The sequence below is a fragment of the Paenibacillus sp. FSL R5-0701 genome (assembly GCF_037973995.1).
GTDB lineage: Bacteria > Bacillota > Bacilli > Paenibacillales > Paenibacillaceae > Paenibacillus.
Window position 1 is genome coordinate 5,756,458 of sequence record NZ_CP150230.1, and the last position, 19,347, is coordinate 5,775,804.

16 protein-coding genes are annotated in these 19,347 nt (G+C 47.7%); 3 read left to right on the plus strand and 13 right to left on the minus strand.

The annotated features are described in order from the left end of the window. Positions 1-150 precede the first annotated feature (150 nt). Positions 151-495 carry a thioredoxin family protein gene (locus MKZ13_RS25420; RefSeq protein WP_017692403.1) on the minus strand — a complete coding sequence of 115 codons (345 nt, stop codon included), beginning with the start codon at positions 493-495 and terminating at the stop codon, positions 151-153. A gap of 141 nt (positions 496-636) precedes the next feature. Between MKZ13_RS25420 and MKZ13_RS25425 the strand changes: the two genes are divergently transcribed. Then, positions 637-1,923 (plus strand): DUF2515 family protein, encoded by a 1,287-nt coding sequence (locus MKZ13_RS25425; RefSeq protein WP_221823584.1) that lies wholly within the window; start codon positions 637-639, stop codon positions 1,921-1,923. A gap of 197 nt (positions 1,924-2,120) precedes the next feature. Here MKZ13_RS25425 and MKZ13_RS25430 read toward each other — a convergent pair whose 3' ends face one another. The 4 genes from MKZ13_RS25430 to MKZ13_RS25445 form a co-directional block, all read right to left on the minus strand. Continuing rightward, a complete protein-coding gene (locus MKZ13_RS25430) occupies positions 2,121-3,749 on the minus strand; it encodes a polysaccharide biosynthesis protein (protein ID WP_221823585.1) in 1,629 nt (542 codons plus the stop codon). Positions 3,750-3,810: 61 nt separating this feature from the next. Beyond that, a complete protein-coding gene (locus MKZ13_RS25435; RefSeq protein ID WP_047841365.1) occupies positions 3,811-4,251 on the minus strand; it encodes a DUF456 domain-containing protein in 441 nt (146 codons plus the stop codon). A gap of 54 nt (positions 4,252-4,305) precedes the next feature. Continuing rightward, positions 4,306-5,055, minus strand: a complete 750-nt coding sequence (locus tag MKZ13_RS25440; RefSeq protein WP_076211034.1) for a Cof-type HAD-IIB family hydrolase — start codon at positions 5,053-5,055, stop codon at positions 4,306-4,308. Between the two features lie 300 nt (positions 5,056-5,355). Continuing rightward, complete coding sequence (locus MKZ13_RS25445; protein WP_313771493.1) at positions 5,356-6,045, minus strand: TetR/AcrR family transcriptional regulator; 690 nt, start codon at positions 6,043-6,045, stop codon at positions 5,356-5,358. Positions 6,046-6,280: 235 nt separating this feature from the next. Between MKZ13_RS25445 and MKZ13_RS25450 the strand changes: the two genes are divergently transcribed. Then, positions 6,281-7,414 carry an SMP-30/gluconolactonase/LRE family protein gene (locus MKZ13_RS25450; protein WP_221823589.1) on the plus strand — a complete coding sequence of 378 codons (1,134 nt, stop codon included), beginning with the start codon at positions 6,281-6,283 and terminating at the stop codon, positions 7,412-7,414. 150 nt (positions 7,415-7,564) lie between these two features. On the opposite strand, the gene MKZ13_RS25455 is transcribed toward MKZ13_RS25450, so the two are convergent. The 8 genes from MKZ13_RS25455 to MKZ13_RS25490 form a co-directional block, all read right to left on the minus strand. Continuing rightward, complete coding sequence (locus MKZ13_RS25455) at positions 7,565-8,437, minus strand: metal ABC transporter permease (RefSeq protein ID WP_221823591.1); 873 nt, start codon at positions 8,435-8,437, stop codon at positions 7,565-7,567. Next, positions 8,437-9,396 carry a metal ABC transporter permease gene (locus tag MKZ13_RS25460; protein WP_221823592.1) on the minus strand — a complete coding sequence of 320 codons (960 nt, stop codon included), beginning with the start codon at positions 9,394-9,396 and terminating at the stop codon, positions 8,437-8,439. The genes MKZ13_RS25455 and MKZ13_RS25460 overlap by 1 nt, the downstream gene beginning before the upstream one ends. Before the next feature lie 3 nt (positions 9,397-9,399). Next, positions 9,400-10,221: a metal ABC transporter ATP-binding protein gene (locus tag MKZ13_RS25465; RefSeq protein ID WP_260632921.1), complete on the minus strand. Its 822-nt coding sequence runs from the start codon at positions 10,219-10,221 to the stop codon at positions 9,400-9,402. 31 nt (positions 10,222-10,252) lie between these two features. Beyond that, complete coding sequence (locus MKZ13_RS25470) at positions 10,253-11,197, minus strand: zinc ABC transporter substrate-binding protein (protein WP_076211030.1); 945 nt, start codon at positions 11,195-11,197, stop codon at positions 10,253-10,255. A gap of 236 nt (positions 11,198-11,433) precedes the next feature. Beyond that, a complete protein-coding gene (locus tag MKZ13_RS25475; protein WP_179088519.1) occupies positions 11,434-13,383 on the minus strand; it encodes a penicillin-binding protein 2 in 1,950 nt (649 codons plus the stop codon). Positions 13,384-13,778: 395 nt separating this feature from the next. Further along, positions 13,779-15,815 (minus strand): penicillin-binding transpeptidase domain-containing protein, encoded by a 2,037-nt coding sequence (locus tag MKZ13_RS25480; RefSeq protein WP_221823595.1) that lies wholly within the window; start codon positions 15,813-15,815, stop codon positions 13,779-13,781. A 105-nt stretch (positions 15,816-15,920) separates the two neighbouring features. After that, entirely contained in the window at positions 15,921-17,066 is a 1,146-nt protein-coding gene (locus MKZ13_RS25485) for a transglutaminase domain-containing protein (protein ID WP_221823598.1), read from the minus strand. An 18-nt stretch (positions 17,067-17,084) separates the two neighbouring features. After that, positions 17,085-17,570, minus strand: a complete 486-nt coding sequence (locus tag MKZ13_RS25490; RefSeq protein ID WP_339179161.1) for an ATPase — start codon at positions 17,568-17,570, stop codon at positions 17,085-17,087. Positions 17,571-17,760: 190 nt separating this feature from the next. On the opposite strand from MKZ13_RS25490, the gene MKZ13_RS25495 reads away from it, so the two are divergent. Further along, positions 17,761-18,936 carry an MFS transporter gene (locus tag MKZ13_RS25495; protein ID WP_339179162.1) on the plus strand — a complete coding sequence of 392 codons (1,176 nt, stop codon included), beginning with the start codon at positions 17,761-17,763 and terminating at the stop codon, positions 18,934-18,936. Positions 18,937-19,347 lie beyond the last annotated feature (411 nt).

A 19,347-nucleotide genomic window follows, 5' to 3' on the forward strand; every position in this document is an offset into this window, starting at 1 on the left:
GACAGAAATAACCAGAAGAAGCGAAGCGTTCGCCTTTATCCCCAGATTTCCCCCTTTATAAAAGGGATCAAAGAAATCTGGAGATAACAGCGATCGGAAGGTTATTCTGTCATCGGAGTGTCTATGTAAATTTATCAAACTTATATAACATTATTTATGGATCGTGTTGTACACCTCAACTGCGCGATCCAGGAACTGCTCAATCTCTTCTCTCGACTTGCGCAGCTTGTTCACATACCGTACCAGTTCGCGGCCATCTGTATACGCCACAAAGCTTGGGATGCCAAGAATATTCTGTTCTTCACTAACAGTTCCAACCTGATCCACATCGACCTCAATCAAAGTCAGTTCACGTGCATATTTCTCTTCAACCTCAGGCATAAACGGATCGATGTATTTGCAGTCACCACACCAGTCTGCCTTGAATACGGCAATCGTCAAACGTGGGGATTGGATGGCTACATCAAAAGCCGGTTTGGAAGTAATCTGTTCCATTCGGTTCATCTCCCTTTCTGTACCTTGTCTTACCCTAAGTGAAGCAAATTGGCGAGTGGAAGTCAAATAATCAGCGCATACTTAGAATAACCACATGGTCTGTGAAATTAAACCCAGAACATCATGAAAGGATGTCACATCATGACTTCCACCAGAACCGATTCTTCCAGCGAACAACATCACGGGTCCCTCCTGCAGATGGTTCGTTCCATTCCGGGTGCTGCCCGGGAAATATGGCGTGGCAAACAGGCTGCATGGCAAGCTTCAGCACAGCTTCGTCACCCTTTGCGTGACATCGAGTGGGATACCGATACGGCAGCTGCCTTACAGTCTGAGGTGGAGCGTTTGTTACCTGCCAGCAGCAAATCTTTTGCACGCACGGACCAGGTTCAAAGCGCACTCGTCTGTGAAGAAGATTGCATCATTCTGGAAGAGATTAAGACACTGACCCAGGAGCACAATCGGAGTAATATCACCCGCACGGCAGCCTATCTGGAATGTTATGAGCAATATCCCGAACTGCATTGGGCACTGCTGGCCCATATGGTCTCTCGCAACGGCGGATATCACATGACAGATCTTCAGAGTGACTTGATGCATAATCTGCAGAATCAAAGCGATCGCGAGCGTATGTATCGGCTGCTGGAGCGATGCAATGCACTCATTTTCCAGGATGCATATCCCCAGCTTCTGCTGTATATGAACAGCCGTCGCATCGGACGAAGCTGTTTCCATCTCTTGTCGCACTTTCACGTATCGGCGTTTATGACGCCGTTTTGGGAACGCTTTTGGCTGGAACGATGCAGTTCACTGCTAAGTGTGGCATTAATTATTAATGAGCAGAACTATATCGAGAGCCGAGTCGTGCAGCATCCTTATTTTCAAAAAGAAGTACTTTCCAAACCCGCATTCCATCTGCATAATCTGGCCGGTCTGAATCATATCGTCTTCCCTCTTGGACGAGGAGCAGGACTCGCAGGACGCGTCATTGAACATTTTGGCAAGTTGGATGAGCGAATCATGTTTGGCAAAGGCCTATATGCTCTGTTGTTTGGCGTGGAGCAAGTACACACACAAGTGTTGGAGTTCGCACGTTTGGTTCCCCATCGTGGCTCGCGCGCTGAATATTGGCCTGGCCTGTTTACCAATCGTGAAGACGAGGCGGGTGAACATACATTATACGCTCAGGCGTTACTGGATGAGGAATGGCTTCCAGAAGGGCAACGATTATATAGTCCGGAACTGCTCTCCGTATGGGGAGACACGCCTTATGAACCGATCACCAGACAGGACTGGCTTCAGACTCGGGATTGTCTCGGTTATCTGACGGCACCGCGGCGTCCATGGCTATTCGAGATGAGTCACGAACACCGGTATGGCATGCTGAAAACAGCACTGGCTCATGATGCTAAAGCCATCACACACTAATCTAAAGATCATATAGAGCAGGCAAAGACGGATGATGTGAACACCGATGTACCGCTAATCCTCGCTTGCTGGACTAATGTAAAGTTCAGTCGCTCAGCTCTCCTTATCTATACAAAAAGCCCTGTCCGCTTAACAGCAGACAGAGCTTGTATCCTATTTTCACAAAATAGTAATGCTTGAATGGTACTCCTTGCATTTTAAGCTCTTTGCCCAGCTCCACGTTGAAGACGCATAAGTGGACGAAGAATTTTTTGCAGGATACGTGGGTAACTGCCCAGTTCGTCCTTGCGCAATACACGCAGCACAACCATGAGAACCAGATACACCACCACAACAAGCACACCAACCACAAGGCAGGTAAGCAAGAAGGATACGCGTGCTGGCAGGAAGAGTCCAAAGATCATATTGCCAATCCAGTTCGCTGCAAATCCTACACCTGCTGCAAGCAACACTGTAATGATAAACCCTTTCCAACGATCTCCCATGATGGAGAAATCAACGATTTTACGAAGGACCCGCAGATTCAGGTACGTGATGACCAAGAAGCAGAGGGCCGTTGCAATAATGATGCCGTAAATGCCGAAGATCGGCGCCAGAATCAGACTTGCGATCAGTTTGATCACAACTCCTGCTGCGACACTGATCATCGTAATCCGCGGTTTCCCTACCCCTAGTAAAATAGAGTTGGTGGTCATCATCGTAATCTGGAAAATGGTACCGAATGTCAGCAAGGCAATGATCGGCGTTCCATCCAGATTGGTAAACAGCAATCCGTTGACCGAATATGCTGCCGCACAAAGTGCAATGACAATCGGCATACCAGTCAGAATCGAAATGCGCAAGGCAAGTGTAACCTGACTTTTCAGATGAGCTTCATCCTTGCGGGCAAATGCTGCCGATATGACAGGCACCAATGATTGACTCAAAGCGATAGCCAGAATCGGAGGAATACCCGCAATACTTTGGGCTTTCGCACCCAGGATCGCAAGTACACCAGTCGCTTCTTCGAGTCCGATCTGGCCACTAAGCAGTGGTACCACAAGGGATGAGTCGATGAAGTTAATGGCTGGAACCGCAAGTGAAGACAGCACAATTGGAATAGACAGCTTGAAGATATCACTGTAGATACCTCGCATTGGTAACTGCTCTGCACGCTCGTAATTCAATTGGGCAGCACGGTCGCTACGACGCAGCTTCAAGGTGAAGTACAGCATGACACCGAAGGCACCCACACTTCCCAATACCCCACCAAATGAGGCTCCCGCAGCAATCGTCTGGTCATCATAATTCCATTGCAGCATGACATAAGCCACGATAATGGCTGTACCTACACGGGCGAACTGTTCAACAATCTGTGAAATACCCCCCGCTGTCATGTTGCCGCGTCCCTGGAAATATCCACGCATCATCGCAATGGCCGGGAACAGCAGCAAGGCTGGAGCCAAGGCGCGAATGGCGCTGACCGACTCCGGTACTTTGGAGACATACGTAGCATAATAAGGTGCCGCGAACCACAATAAAGCAGACATGACTACCCCGGCAACAGCTGCAAAGATCAGGGCTGCACGGTAGATCTGTTGAGCTTCACCCGCGCGTCCGAGCGCATAACGTTCCGATACCATTTTACTCAGAGTACTCGGTATGCCCGCCGTTGCTACAGTTAACAGCATTAAATATACCGTATTGGAGATCGTAAACGATGCGTTACCGACATCTCCAAGGATATGCTCAAGCGGCACCCGTTGAACCAATCCGAGTACTCTTGCGATCAGTGCAGCGGCCGCCAGAATGAGCGTACCCCTAATGAATGTTTCTTTCTTAGACAAACGAATTCCCCTTCTTTCCTCCACACCGGACGTGCATCCCGTTGAAGCTAATCCTGAACGTTTAGGCGAATCTTACCACCCAAATAATAAAGAGAACAATCATGACGATTTGCAAAATAATTTTCATCACAGTACTCGTAAATAGCCCCACGACGGAACCAAATCCAACTTTCGACGCTTTGGAAGGTGAAGAACCTCCGATCAGTTCACCGATAAAAGCACCGATAAATGGTCCTAGTACCAGTCCAAATGCCGGAATGACAAATGGACCAATGATAACACCAATGGTACTCAGCGTGGTCGATAACTTGGAGCCACCAAACTTCTTCACACCCCATGCGCTGACGACATAATCAGCCACAAACAACACAACAACAATCAGAATCTGAATGATCCAGAACCACACACCAAACGGATCAAAGCTGAAGAACCAGCCGTAGACCAGAAACGCAAAGAAAATCGCTACAGCACCAGGCAATATGGGATATACCGTTCCAGCCATCCCCACTGCAAACAGCAGCACAATTAAAATCCAGGCAATGGTTGCGAGCAAAGGTTACTCCCCCTTCAAAATATGTTCACGGATCACTTCAACAATGCCGTCTTCATTGTTACTCGCTACGATCAGATCAGCCGCTTCCTTGACCTGCTCCTGCGCATTGCCCATCGCTACACCCAGACCTACGGCCTCAATGACAGCCAGATCATTCAGACTGTCTCCGACAGCAACAACTTCGGACATCTCGATACCCAGCAGTTTGCAAACCTCAGCTACACCACTGGCTTTGGATATTCCAGCAGGGTTGATCTCGATATTAACAGGTGAAGAATTCGTCATCTGCAGACCACCCATTTGTTGCAGTTCCATCATGATCTGGTGACGAGCTTCATCCACTTCGGTATTAAAGCCGAATTTTAGCCATTCCAGACCTTCAATATTGTCCGTCCAGCGATCACGATTGAACAGCTCTTCCACGGAGTATGCCCAGTACCAGCTGTTATATTTCTCACCAATCTCCTGCATTTTACGAATCAATGCCGGATCCATCAGATGACGCATATGCAGATCATGCGGTGCTTTCCAGACTTCACTACCGTTAACGGTTACCATCGGTGTCTCCAGCCCAAGCTGGACCGCATAAGGCATCGCATGGAATACAGCTCTTCCCGTAGAAAGGCACACATGTACACCCCGACGAATGGCAATCTGAATCCACTTGGCGGTCTCCTGTGTAATTTCATGATTATCGTTAAGTAATGTTCCATCCATATCCAATGCAAGCAATTTGTATTTCAATTCACTCATACAGTAGTTCCTCCTAGGTTGTCTCTCTATTTCTCCCTAATTTTAAACTCACAACAAGATCGCCCGGCATCCGCAAAATCGGACGCTCCGGACGTCACAGCTAACGACATTTTACCACAGATCGTCGACCTGCAACAAAATAACCCGCTCAGGATTACACTTCGAAGTTATTACATTTTATGTAATATATAATTTCCTAAATAAAAAACGATCCATCTCCTACAGATGAACCGCTTTTAGCTTAACCTTAGTCAATCTGCCTGTTTTCCCTGCCTAACCCGTAGCCAAGATTAAATCCAATTATCCCCTGTCCGCTCCTCTGTCTTGCTTGGATACTGCAAACAAGGATTGGGACATCAGATTCATGGTTTGTTTATATACGGTATGGGCTGCCTTTACATCACCAAGGAACCCGCCCATATACAGGTGGATTACACCGTGCAGCGATGCCCATATAGTACTAACAAGAGTTTCGGTCTCTTCCTGGTCCGAAATCTGTCCTTGCTTCTGGGCAGTGCTAATTAGAATCAGCAAGCGGTGTATGGCAGTCATCGTTCCCTGCATACTCTCTGCATCCGGCTTGAACTCTGCAAAAGCCCCTCCGAACATCAGCTTATAGTAGCTACTATAATCCTGCGCAAACTGCCAGAAGGCTTCCCCCAAATCCAGTAAATGCTGCAAGAAGTCAGAGGACGGCGGCACTTCTTCCAAACGCTTGGCGAGCAATTTGCAGCCCTCCAGATACAACTGCTGGGCCAGGCCCTCTTTATTGACAAACAAACTGTAAATGATCTTGGTGGAGCAGCCCATCTTTTGCGATACTCTGCGTACAGTAACAGCCTCCGGACCTTCTTCCTGCAAAATGGTTGCAGCCGCATCAACCACAAGCTTACGGAGATTTTCCGTATTTTGCAGGCGAGCTTGCTGATATGTTTTTAATGCCCGCCTCTTGGATGGTGAGGGCTTGTCTTCGTTACTTATAAGGATCACCTTCAATTAGTTATCACGTTTCCGACTTCTAACAGGCATTCTAACCATTAGCAGAAAAGTTGTCAATGAAGTCATCATGATAAAAAAAAGAATTTGACACAATCGTTTTCTTTTGGTTACTATGATTCTTATAGGAAACAATGTTACTGAAAATGGTCTTGAGTTCATTTTATATTTTTTTGGAGTTTCGGTAACGTTGTTCCCCAAAAGAAACAGTGTATTAAGGAGGATTAATATGTCAACAGAACAAAAACAACGCAAACGATCCACTGGTCAACAAATTCGTAAATGGAGCCTGACTCTGCTAGGGGTAATTGTGCTGGGAATCGTTGTATTCCTGCTAATGCCCGCCCCGGTAGAACCCGCTGTTTGGTCTGCACCTGCTGCTCCTTCTTTTGAGAAGGAGGGTCCCTGGAAAGAGAACAACAAACTTAGCTCCGCTGAATTGGTTACCGGCCGCGCGAAGTTCCCGGAATTTATCACTTTTGACAAAGAAGGGCGACTGTATACGGGTGACTCCGACGGCAAAATCTACAGAGTAACCTTTGACGCCGAAGACAAGGCACAGCCAGCAGAGGTATTCGCTGATACCCATGGAACACCTAACGGCCTGAAATTTGATGCTGCCGGAAATTTGATTGTGGCGGATATTCAGAAAGGGCTCCTGTCCATTGACCCGAACGGAAACATCGAAGTACTAACCACTGAAGTAGATGGGGGGCCGATCTACCTGGCGAACGAACTGGACATCGCGCAAGACGGATCTATTTATTTCTCCGATACCTCTAACTATGGCAAAGTCATGTTCAAAGAAATTGCCGAGAATAAACCGCATGGACGATTGTTGAAATATGATCCACTGACCAAACAGACGAACGTTCTGCTTAAGGATTTATATTTTGCCAATGGGGTGGTACTGTCTGCCGAAGAAGACTTCGTGCTAGTCGCAGAATCGTATCATTACCAGTTGACCAGGTACTGGTTGAAGGGTCCCAAACAAGGCACCTCTGATATTTTTGCGGAGAATCTGGCTGGGTTTCCGGACAATATCACCCGTGACGCAGAGGGACACTTCTGGGTAGGGGTATTCACAACCCGTCTGTCTTTTGCCGATTACATGCATAGTCACCCTTGGTTAGCAGCGACGATGTCCAAAGTTCCACAGTCCTTGTTAAATGGAGCCAGTGCCCCGGTGAAACACGGACTTGTTGCAGAATATGGACCAGAAGGAGAGCTTATTCGTAGTTGGCATGATCCAGAAGGAACATTGTATGGCATCACCACGGCCGTAAACCAAGGGAAATATGTGTATCTCGGAACCGCACCGGGAGGAAGCCAAGGGGTTCATCGGGTGCCTTTGAAACCGTAAGGATTGTTATATTCATCTACCTCATTGCCACCTTTAGGCATCCCAATAGCAGCTCACTCCAGCAGGAGGGGCTGCTATTGAATTTTTCTTCGTTCACAGTCCAATCATAAAAAACCGCCTGCAAAGCAGGCGGCTAACAATCTCTATGAATTAACGTGCCGCGAATTTGCGACGAACGTAACGGAATACGATGCCATGTTTCGGTGACAGAAGCAGTGCAAGAACAAACAGAATTCCAGCAACAGCTACCATGCAGCCCGCAATGGAAGCATCCAGGGCGTATGCCATGATGTAACCTCCAACCGAAGATGCTGCTCCGATCAGGACGGCATACAGTATCATTTTGCCCAGACGATCTGTGAGCAGGTAAGCCGTCGCCGCTGGTACGATCAGCATGCCCACCACGAGAATCGAACCAACACTTTCAAATGAAGCTACGGACGTCATCGAAACAAGTCCCATGAGCAGATAGTGGAACAGCACTACTGGAATGCCGCAGGCCGCAGCCAGCGCCGGATCGAAGGCACACAGCTTGAACTGTTTGTAGAACAGCCCAATAACGACGAGGATGACTAGCAAAGTGATACCCAGCATCCAGACTGCCCTCGGACCGACATCGGTACCTCCAAGGGTTAGCGTATCCCACTGTACATAAGCGATCTCTCCGAACAAGACACAGTCCAGATCCAAATCAATATGCTGGGCGTTCAGACTAATCAGAATGACTCCTACTGCGAAGAGTGCTGTGAACACAATTCCGATCGAGGCATCAGACGACAGTCCACCTGCCTGCAAACTCTGTATGAAGAACACCGTCAGTAATCCAAACACTGTTGCACCAAGTAGCATCCATAACGAATCTCTGGAACCGCTCCACAGGAAAGCAATCGCAATACCGGGGAGAACCGCATGGCTGATCGCATCACCGACCAGAGCCATTCGCCGCAGAATCAGAAAACAACCCAGAATGGCGCAAGCAGAAGATACCAAAACGGCCGTCAAGATAATCCAAAACGTTGCCATTACATTTCCCCCCGTTCCTGCTGATTTCGCTGTGCGGCGAGAGTCTGGAGTGTAGCTCGCTCTTCACGCATATATGCGGACTTTGCCTGAATACTACGCAACCGTCGGGCTAACAATCCACGACGTGGGGCGAGCAAGGCTGATCCGGCAAACAGCACCGTAGCCGCAAGAACCGTTACAGGTCCTGTCGGCAGATTGGGCACGAGCGTGCTGAAGATGGTACCCGTCGCTCCGCTCAATGCACCAAATATGCCTGCCAATAATACCATGAGTGCAAGGGAGTCGGTCCAGCAGCGTGCCGCTGCAGCCGGAGTCACCAGCAGGGCCGCGACAAGCACCACACCCACCGCCTGAATCCCGGCAACCACCGCGATCACCGTCAAGAGCAGAATGAGCTGCTCCAGCATGGCAACTGGCAGACCCATGCCTCGTGCAAAACCCTGGTCAAAACTCACCAGCTTAAATTCCTTGAACCAGGCAAGACAGGCAATCAGTAACACGAGACATACCCCCCCCATGACATAGACATCCGTCATGACCATGGATGCCGCCTGTCCAAACAAATATTTATCGAGTCCGCTTTGGCTTCCACTCGCCCCATGCTGAATGCGCGTAAGCATGACTACGCCAACCCCGAAAAATACGGTCAGCACGATCCCCATCGCCGCATCCTGCTTGATCCGGGAGTAACGTGTAATCCACGAAATTCCAAATGTAGCCACAATGCCAGCCACCAGAGCACCGAACAGAAATAAGCCTACGGACTTCGTTTCCGTTAACATAAACGCAATACAGATTCCGGGCAGAGCAGCATGAGCAAGGGTGTCCCCCATCAGGCTCTGTTTACGAAGAAAGGTGAAGGAGCCAATAATTCCGCTACTGAATCCTAACAACAGACAGCCAAGCAATATCCAACGTGTATTGGGGTCAGATAAGATGGCAATGATCCAGTTCCACATGCACTACACCTGGCCTTTCTCCGTCCGGCTTCCGATCATCGCAATCCGGCCTCCGTACGTCTCTTGCAGTGTATCCGGTACAAATACTTCGCTTGTCGGTCCGCCAGCCACGAGTCGTCCATTGAGCAGCAGCACATGGTCGAAGTATTCCTCGACTGTCGCCAGATCATGGTGAACGACCAGTACCGTCTTTCCTTCTTTCTTCAGCTGTTCCAGAAGTAAAATGATAGCTTTCTCCGTTGTAGCATCCACACCTGCAAACGGCTCATCCATGAAATAAAGATCTGCGTCCTGCACCAGTGCCCGTGCCAGAAAGACACGCTGCTGCTGTCCACCGGACAGCTGACTGATCTGGCGGTACATGTAGTCGCCCATGCCTACTTGCTCCAGGCAGTGTGCCGCCAAGTCCCGCTCCTTTTTCCCCGGACGACGGAACCAGCCCAGATGACCATACCGTCCCATCATCACCACATCGAGCGCATGTGTAGGGAAATCCCAGTCCACCGATTCCCGTTGGGGCACATAACCGATGCGGCGACGTTGCTCCCTGTACGATTGTCCGAAGATCCGTACCTCACCATGCATCTTCGGTACCAGTCCCAGAACCGCTTTGATCAGTGTTGATTTCCCTGCACCATTTGGTCCGAGAATTCCGATGAGCTGTCCTTCCGGAATATCGAAGGATACGCTGCTAAGCACCGGCTTTTTGTGATACGCAACGGCCAGATCCCTCACACTGAGAGGAGCCGATGTTGGCTGCGTTCCCTGCAAGTGACTATTGTTCAGTTTCTTAGGAGTTTGTTCCAATAAAGTTGTATCTTCCATAATCCTGTAACTCCTCTCTTCATGTGATTCATTATTTCAGGGCTTCTACAATCGTCTCAACATTGTGGCGAATCATACCGATGTATGTGCCTTCTTCCGTTCCCTCAGCCCCCATGGCATCCGAGAACAGTTCTCCACCAATGCTGACCGTATGGCCTTTTTGAGCTGCTCCGGCAATGATGGCTTCCATCGCTTTTGCAGGTACACTCGATTCAACAAATACTGCTTTGATATGGTTATCCACGAGATAATCCCGCAGTTCGCTAACATCTTTTGCACCATATTCGGCTGCTGTACTGATGCCCTGAAGCCCCATCACTTTCATGCCATAAGCCTGACCGAAATATCCAAATGCATCATGCGCCGTAACCAATACCCGGCTTGCTTCCGGAATCTCCAGAATCTTCTCACGCACCTCGGCATCCAGTGCTTCGAGCTTCGCCAGATACGCCTCTGCCTGAGCCTTGTACTCTTCCGCATGGCCCGGGTCCGCCTCCACGAGCGTATCGCGTACGGCTTCTGCCGCATGCATCCAGTGGCTGACGTTAAACCAGACGTGTGGATCATATTCGGTGCCGCCTGTATCTTTGCCTGAGTGTAACTCCTCGACTGGAATAGTCTCTGTAACAGCAGTAACCAGCTTGCTTGAGGACATTTTCTCCAAAATGTCTGTCATTTTGCCTTCAAGATGCAGTCCATTATAGAAAATGACTTTTGCTTGTTCCAGCTTGCGAATATCACCTTGGGATGCCTTGTACAAGTGGGGATCAACTCCCGGGCCCATTAGCCCGGTAACATCAACATATACCCCGCCTACCTCACGTGCTACATCAGCGATCATTCCCGTTGTAGCGGTTACTTGTAACTTGCCACCACTGCTCGTCTCTGCATCACTGGAACATGCCGTAAGTACAATAACCAGAACCAGAGCCGCTAGCGTAATGACCCCCCTCTGAATACTCCTCATTTTCACCATTAACAATTCAATCGTCCCCTTTCCCTCTCCTAAAATACTTGTCTACATCTAATTTTGTTGTACAAGGTATTAAATTTTAATCAAGACTAATAATGTTTCCCTTGTGCAAATTTTATCCGAAGCCAAAAAAAAAGGCAAGGGATTATTTCCCCTGCCTGTCCAAATATATTTAATTCACTTCATAAACCTTTCGGTCACGATGTTAAAAGAGCTAACTTCCGCGAGGTTCTTTTGCATTACTCTTTGTCTTTTCCTTCGTCTTTCTTACCTTTCGGCGTTCCATCGAGACCATACACTTCATCATATGCATCGAAAATTTTCCGTGCAATCGGTGAAGCACTGACTGACCCGAATCCACCTTCCGGTACAACAACAGCTACAGCAAGCTTCGGATTATCTCGTGGTGCAAAGGCAATAAATACACCATTCTCTTTTTTGTTCGGTCCGGTCCCCTGCTCTGATGTTCCTGTTTTCCGTGCATAATCGTATGGGAAACCGTCAAATGAACTTACTTTGGTAACCATACCTTTGTGCACTTCATTCCAGTGCGCATCGGCAAAATCAACTTCATTGAGCACCTTAGGTTTGATCTCTTTCACCACATTACCGTCCGCGTCACGAATTTCCTTCACCAGATGTGGTTCCATCCGTTTACCCTTATTCGCAAGCATCGTGGTATATTGGGCGAGTTGCATCGTGGTGTACTTGGCTTGTTGTCCAAAGGAGGCAAATGCCAAACGTGTTAGAGCTGATTCATGATCCTTTTTATATTCCAGTGTACCCAGGTATTCACTTGGTAAATCTACTCCCGTAGACACACCCAAGCCAAATTCCTGCATGTGTTTGTGCCAGACATCGATGCCTTTCTCTGAGCCATAATTACGTAACAAACGTTTACCCACCATATCAATCATGAAGGCATTGGAGGATTTCTCAATCGCTCTTCTCGCCGTAATAGAACCATTATACGCAGAATGCGAGTTCTTCACTTGTCGCCCGTCTTTCCCCAAAACCGCATATCCCTGATCATGATAGGTCTCTCCTGCTGTAAATAATCCCTCTTTTAATCCAATAAGCACACTTAGCGGCTTGATTACTGATCCAAGGAGTACAACGGATTCCGCCCGACTAGGCTTGGCATCATTCGGTGGGAACGATTCAGTGGTTCCGTTCCGGAATACATATTTGATTTTGTCATAATCCCAATCGTTCGGATCATAATCTGGCATACTTGCCATAGCTACCACATTCCCCGTATCCACTTCCATGGCTACTGCGTATCCGGTAATTGCCTTGGGAAGTCTGCGCAATTCGTCCGTTATCGCCTCTTGTGCAGCCATCTGAATTTCCTTGTTAATGGTGGAAACCAGACTGTAGCCTTTCTCCGGTGGTGTTTGTAACATCGTCCCATCTGGCAGATTACGTGCGTCAATATCAATGGACTGATATCCGCTTCGTCCACGGAGTTCTTCCTGATATTGAAGCTCCAGCCCATCGAAGCCAACCTTCTCTTCTTCATGGTACACAAGACCAGGATCACGCTGGGTACTTGCCCCCTCGCGGATTGCCTTATATTTGGCAATGGAATCTGGTGCTCGTTTGAACTCTCTTGTGTAACCGACAACCTGAACCGCTACGCCATCCGGGTCATATTTTCTTATGTTTTCTTCCAGCACCATAACACCTGGATATTCTGCTTTTTTCTCCATAAAAAAGGCAATTTCTTTAGTCGATAGATCCGACTTCACCAATCTTGGCACATACCCGAACGTTTTCTGGTAATCCAGATCCAATCGTTTGATGATCTCTTCCGCGTCCGGCTGCTCTTTGTCCCCTGGATTAAACTGCTTAAACACAGCCGCCAAATCATGAGCCAGCTCCTCTGCTTCCTGTCTACGTTCATCATTCCGATAATCCTCGTACAACAACACATACAGGGACTGTACAGGTTCGGAATAAGCCAGCGCGACTTCCCCTGTCGCATCATAGATGGGACCACGAACAGGTGCGAGTGGAATGTCTTTGGTATTACGACTCGTTTCCATATACGTCAGTTCAGGACCCTCCACAAATTGCACAAAGGCCAACCTGAAAATAAGGATACTGAATATGACAAATGCCGCGAAAAAAAACAGATTCAGCCTTGCGGTGGAAGGCTTGTTGACGGGTGTATCTTCCTCAGTCATGGGTTTCTTCCTCAATCGGTTAAACATGTTTTAAGCCTCTCCCGTTCCTCTATAAAAATAAAATATTTAATCCGTCTTGTGAACGTGTTCAATCCATATTTAATCCTTTCTCATACAAGTCTACCAAAGGTTAGCTGTCACGTCTTTCAATATTTGGTTACATTTTCGTAAACAGAACCGTTACACTACCCAATCTACGGATTTCAATGTAAACACTGACATATCAACGTTATCCCGTTCTCCGGATCGCGTTTACCCTTCCCTTATATAAACGTGGAACAGCTCATATGGTTACATATTAATGCAACTAATTAGTTCACTCTTACGATCCATTCTCCGCGTAAAAACAAAAAAGAGGACCCACGGAGGGTCCCCTCTGTAACCAATGCCTCACATCACTGTGTGCCTGATTCCGAATCTGATTCTTTATTTTTGTCCTTTTTCGGTACACCGTCGAGACCGAATTCCTCGTCATAGGCATCGAAGATCGCACGTGCAACCGGAGCCGCACTGCTTGATCCAAAGCCCCCTTCGGGGATAACTACAGCGACAGCAAGCTTTGGATTATTACGTGGGGCATAGGCGATAAACACCCCGTTATCCACCAGTTTACCGCCGACGAGTTGCGTCGATGTTCCTGTTTTTCTGGCGAAATCATAAGGGAAGCCGCTAAATGCCGAAACTTCGGTAGCCATGCCTCGTTGCACTTCGTTCCAGTAGGCGTCGTTAAACTCCACCGTGCTCAGTACCTTCGGTTTTACTTTCTTGACCACGTTGCCTTCCGAATCCCGGAACTCGTTAACCAGTTGTGGTTCCATCCGTTTTCCTTTGTTCGCAAGCATTGTGGTGTACTGTGCTAACTGCATAGTTGTATATTTTCCTTGCTGACCAAAGGAGGCATATACCAACTTGGTCAAGGAACTCTCGGAGCTTTCCATGTATTCTTTGAGACCAGGCCGCTCATTAGGCAAATCTACCTCTGTAGATACACCAAGACCGAATTGCTCCATATATTTATCCCATACGTCAACACCCTCTGCACCATACTTCGAATACAGTTTCTTCCCGATCTCGTCGATCATAAACACGTTTGAGGAATGACGAATCGCATCACGAGGATACATTGCACCATACACATGCCCTGATGAGTTCTGCACTCTGCGATTGTCTCCACCAAAGGTCGTTGAACCTCTATCCGAATATACGGTATTTGTAGTGAAGAAACCTTCTTTCAAACCGATCAATACACTAAGTGGTTTGATCGTTGAACCGAGCAACACAACAGATTCCGCCCGTTTACCAGAGTCATCCGGCGGGAAGCCCCGAATCGTACCATTCTGATAAATATATTTTATTTTTTCATAATCTTCTGTACTTACACCGCCTGTTTTCCACACATTGGTGTCGTAATCAGGCATACTGGCAGCTGCTACAATTTTTCCCGAATCCACTTCCATCGCCACGGCATATCCCGTCTTCGCATTTGGATGCAATTTACCGGATACCGGATTCCGATGGAGCCAGCTCAGCTGGTCTGTAATAGCCTGTTCTGTTTTCACCTGAACGTTCTTGTTAATGCTGGAAATCAGGTCGTAACCTTTCTGCGGCGGGGTAGAACCTGCTACACCTTCAGGCAAATTACGCAAATCAACATCAACGGATGTATATCCGCTTTTGCCGCGGAGTGCATCCTGATATTGCAACTCCAGTCCATCAAAACCTACAAATTCATTCTCCGTATACACCAGGCCCGGATCCGTTTGCGTTTTATTGGCCTCATCCACCTCTTTGTATTTGTTCAAGGACTTCGAACTTCTGAACTTCTTGAGATAACCGATGGTCTGAACCGCTACCGTATCCGGATCATAGAATCGTACACTCTCCTCGACGATCTGAATACCTTTGAACTCGTCCTTGTGCTGTAGGAAATAAGCAACTTCTTCCTCGGACAGATCACTCTTGATCAGACGCGGCATAAAACCGTTCGCTTTGCGGGAGTTCAAGTCCATCTCTTCAATAATTTTCTCCACTGTAAGTGACTCTGAATCCTTCAGCTTGTACTGTTCAAACACATCATGCAACCGAGTTGCAATATCCTGCACTTCCCCTATGTTAGGACTCGGTTTCCCATCAACATCCCCATAGTTTTTATACAGTGTCAGGTAGAGAGACTGAATGGGCTTGGAGTAAGCCAACTTCACCTCACCTGTAGAATCATAGATCGTGCCTCTCACAGGAGGAAGTGGTACATCCTTGGTAATGTTACTTGCTTCTTCCTGACTAAGTTCAGGGCCCTCCACGAATTGCAAAAAGGCCAAGCGTACAATAATAACGCTAAAAATAACAAAGGAAGCGAAGAAAAATACGTTCATTCGGTAACTGAAGCGCCGTTTGTCCGTAAGTTCATCCTTCTCATTGGAATGTTTTTTCATCCATCCTACCTCTTTCATGACTTGATGCATACCGCTCAAACTGATTCTTCGCGGCATGATAACCTGGCAACGTCGTCATATTCCGGACCCATGTCCGTTGTATTGCTAAGCTGATTGATCCTTTAGATGGGTGTCGGCAAAATTCGGAGGATTAAACCAGTCTCCACTGATCGCCCATGTCGGGTCAAGCGGAACCCAGCTCTCGGAATCACTCAAATACACCTCATTCCACGCATGCGGACCGTACCCTCCCTGACCGTTATAACCAAGTCCTGTAACCACTTTGACTTCAAGTCCTTGTGAACGGGCCATTACCGCATAGAGACGTGCATAATCAATACATACGCCTTTACGTGTATCAAATGTATTCTGTGGATTCTGTTCATGCCATATGCCCTTTTGCTCATAGTCATCCACTTTACCATAGTCATACTGAATACGTGAACCTACCCAGTCGTATAGCGCTTTTGCTTTGGCTTCATCTGTCGATTGGCCTTTGACAATCTCACTCGCTGCAGATTCAATGTCCGTCGGAATATTGTGGTCTATGACTTCATATTTGCGTTGCAGGATGCCGCCCAGTTCCTTCTGCACAGCCTGCGTAAATACGGGTAGCTTGTCCTTAATGAACGTGCCGGACAAAGGTTCGATAACCGATTTGGCCCCTTGCATATAGATCGGAGATGCTTCCACATATCGGCTGAACATGCTTCCAGGGTAAAGACTGACAATCATGAACAAAACCGCAATGACAATCATTCCGCGGACGGAGCCTATGATCGTGCCAATGACTGCACCCGTCAACCGACTAAACATACCTTTAGGCGCACTTTCCTCAGCTGACCCCTGCCTGCTGCTAAAAATAAATGATGAGAGAAACCCAAGAATCAGTCGGATGAGTCCATAGCTAAGTACAAATAATACAGCGAACCGCATTAGCGGAAAATCTGCAATCGCCGTAACCAACGTATAATACATCTGTTCCCACCGGTTCAACTCACGGTTAGGCATGGCTGAAGCATACTCAGACAGCCACTGCTGTACATATGGCGCAAGCCACAACGTTAAACCGATCGACAACAGAATACCAATGACCGCCATAATGCCATCCATCAGGAACCCAAAGAGTCTGCCTGCTGAACGCGAAGCCCCTCTGGACCAACCCTGCAATAATGAAGCAGCCACAATCAGCAACAGCATAATCGTGATGCCATTCAATTCCTTCAGGCTGTCCAGCCAATTCTGCAGCACGTACCGATTCCCCCTTTACTACGATGCTGGTGCTGTTTTGTTGTTCTCCTGTGCCTGTTCGACAAACGTACGTATCGTTTCATTGTCGAGTTTCCATTCGCCAAGTGAAATTCCGCGGAAGGTCACATCGACTTTATCCGATTGAGTTCTGCCTTTAATCTCCACATTGGGACTTGTGATGGTGAACGCTCCATCCTGTCCTTTGACGTATTTCGCTTTGGAAGCCTCCTTAAGCATCATGCTGGTTGCTTCCTTCTTCAATGTATCCATCGTGCTGGATTGTACTTCTGTTACTGTCTGTTTGATCTGATCAATGGAGATGCCGCTGTATATCAGTAGAGCCGCAATAATGATGATGGCAATCGCCCATTTCAATACGGTTTTGACCACATTCAGAACAAAGAACAATATGATCAATGCAACCACGATCACCAGCCAGTTCTGCATCACAAACTCTTTGATTACTTCTATGTTCATGACTACACCTTCCGTATTAGAATTCATTCGTAACACTCCCGAATATTATACATGATTTCCGAAGCTGCTGTCAGCTAAGCCCTCTCCCTTAAAAATAAACGGTCTAAGTTCGTCCCGCCGGGCGTACAAGTAGTACCATGAGGTTCTTCCGGGAGAACGGGGAACACGTTCAAGACCTGTAGTTTGAACATGCATCGCTTAACAAGGAGGGGCTTATGTGAAAACGGCCATCTGGCTATACCTGTTTTTGTTCCTTGCCGTATTTGATTTGCACGCCCAGTATCCCATTCTGACTCCTTTTGCCATCTCGCTGGGAGCCGCCCCTACCTTCATTGGCTGGATGATGGGCATCTATTCCTTAACACATCTTCCTGGCAATCTGATTGCTGGAACACAAATCGATAAACATGGCAGTCGCCGCTACATTGTATTCAGTCTGCTCGGTGCAGGATTCATCCTGCTCCTGCAAGCCTATGTCCAGACACCATGGCAACTACTGGCGCTGCGTTCCATCAGCGGGTTTGTACTGGCCTTCCTGTCTCCTGCATGTCTCGCCCTGCTTGCACAGTTATCCAGCGATCCGGTTAAACAAGGGAAGTATATGTCGGGTCACGGGGTAGTACATACCCTCGCATCTGTGGTATCACCAGCAGCCGGTGCGATCATTGTAGGTTCCATGGGATTCTCGGCTACATTTTCAGGCTTGGGCTATCTGCTTATTCTCACTGGTGTTATTGCTTTCATGACGATGCCTCGTGGCATCATCAAGCAGCAGGAGAGAGTAACGGAACCTGCCAAACCTGACGTTGCACCAGCAGATGCCACAAGTGCATTCCTGCCGGTGTCCTGGCGATACTTTGCCTTGCCTCTGGTGATTGCCTGTGCCCAAGGGATTCTCTTCTTCGAATTACCCCTGCGGGGCGGAGGACAATCGTCCATCATGTCTACCGGACTGCTGTTCTCTATAATCAGTATTGGGGCACTCTTCACCCTCAGCATGTTATTTCTCAACCGGTATTCCCCCAAACTGCGTCTGGTTGCGGGTGTGCTGTTGATGTCCTTGTGTTTTTTTGTAATGGCCGCCATTCCGCAAATCCCGTTGTCTACCGTATTATTTGTACTCGGGATGTCCAAAGGCATTATTTTTCCAGCTATGGCTACCCTATTTATCCGTCTGAGCGGAGGAAGCAGGTTAGGCCGCATTTTCTCGCTGCAATCCATCGCCACTTCCATCGGCTCTTTCATCGGCCCCATCACAGCCGGGCAACTTCGTGTCGGGTTATCACCCTATTTCATCGCGTTTCTTTTGTTAATGATTGGTATACTACTGCTTCCATACTATACATCCAAACGCGAAGCTCCCCTGTCCGATCCGAAAAGTATATTAAATTAGGCCTGTATCAATCTCTTCTTCCCTACCGTTATAACAGCAACTAGGCCTGTATTTTCATTAGCTTTGCATCATTCCCCCATTTACAGCTAAACTATATAAAATGGACTAACGTTTTACACGTTGATAAAAGCTAACTGGGAAATCTATCTTTTACAATCACCGAAGGTTTTATCTTATTGAAGATCATTAAGGTTGAACAATTAGCCAAAAGTAGTGAAGGGGACGGAATCGATTTTGAAGAAGCGGTAGCGTTCGCCTTTGTCTCCAAATATTAACTTTATAAAAGCAAATCAGAAATATATGGAGACAACAGCGATCGGAAGAACGATCCGTAACCGGAACGGCCACTGCAAGCTATTACTGACCTAATGATGCACATGAGATAAGATTTCAGAGAATTGTCTTGATGGG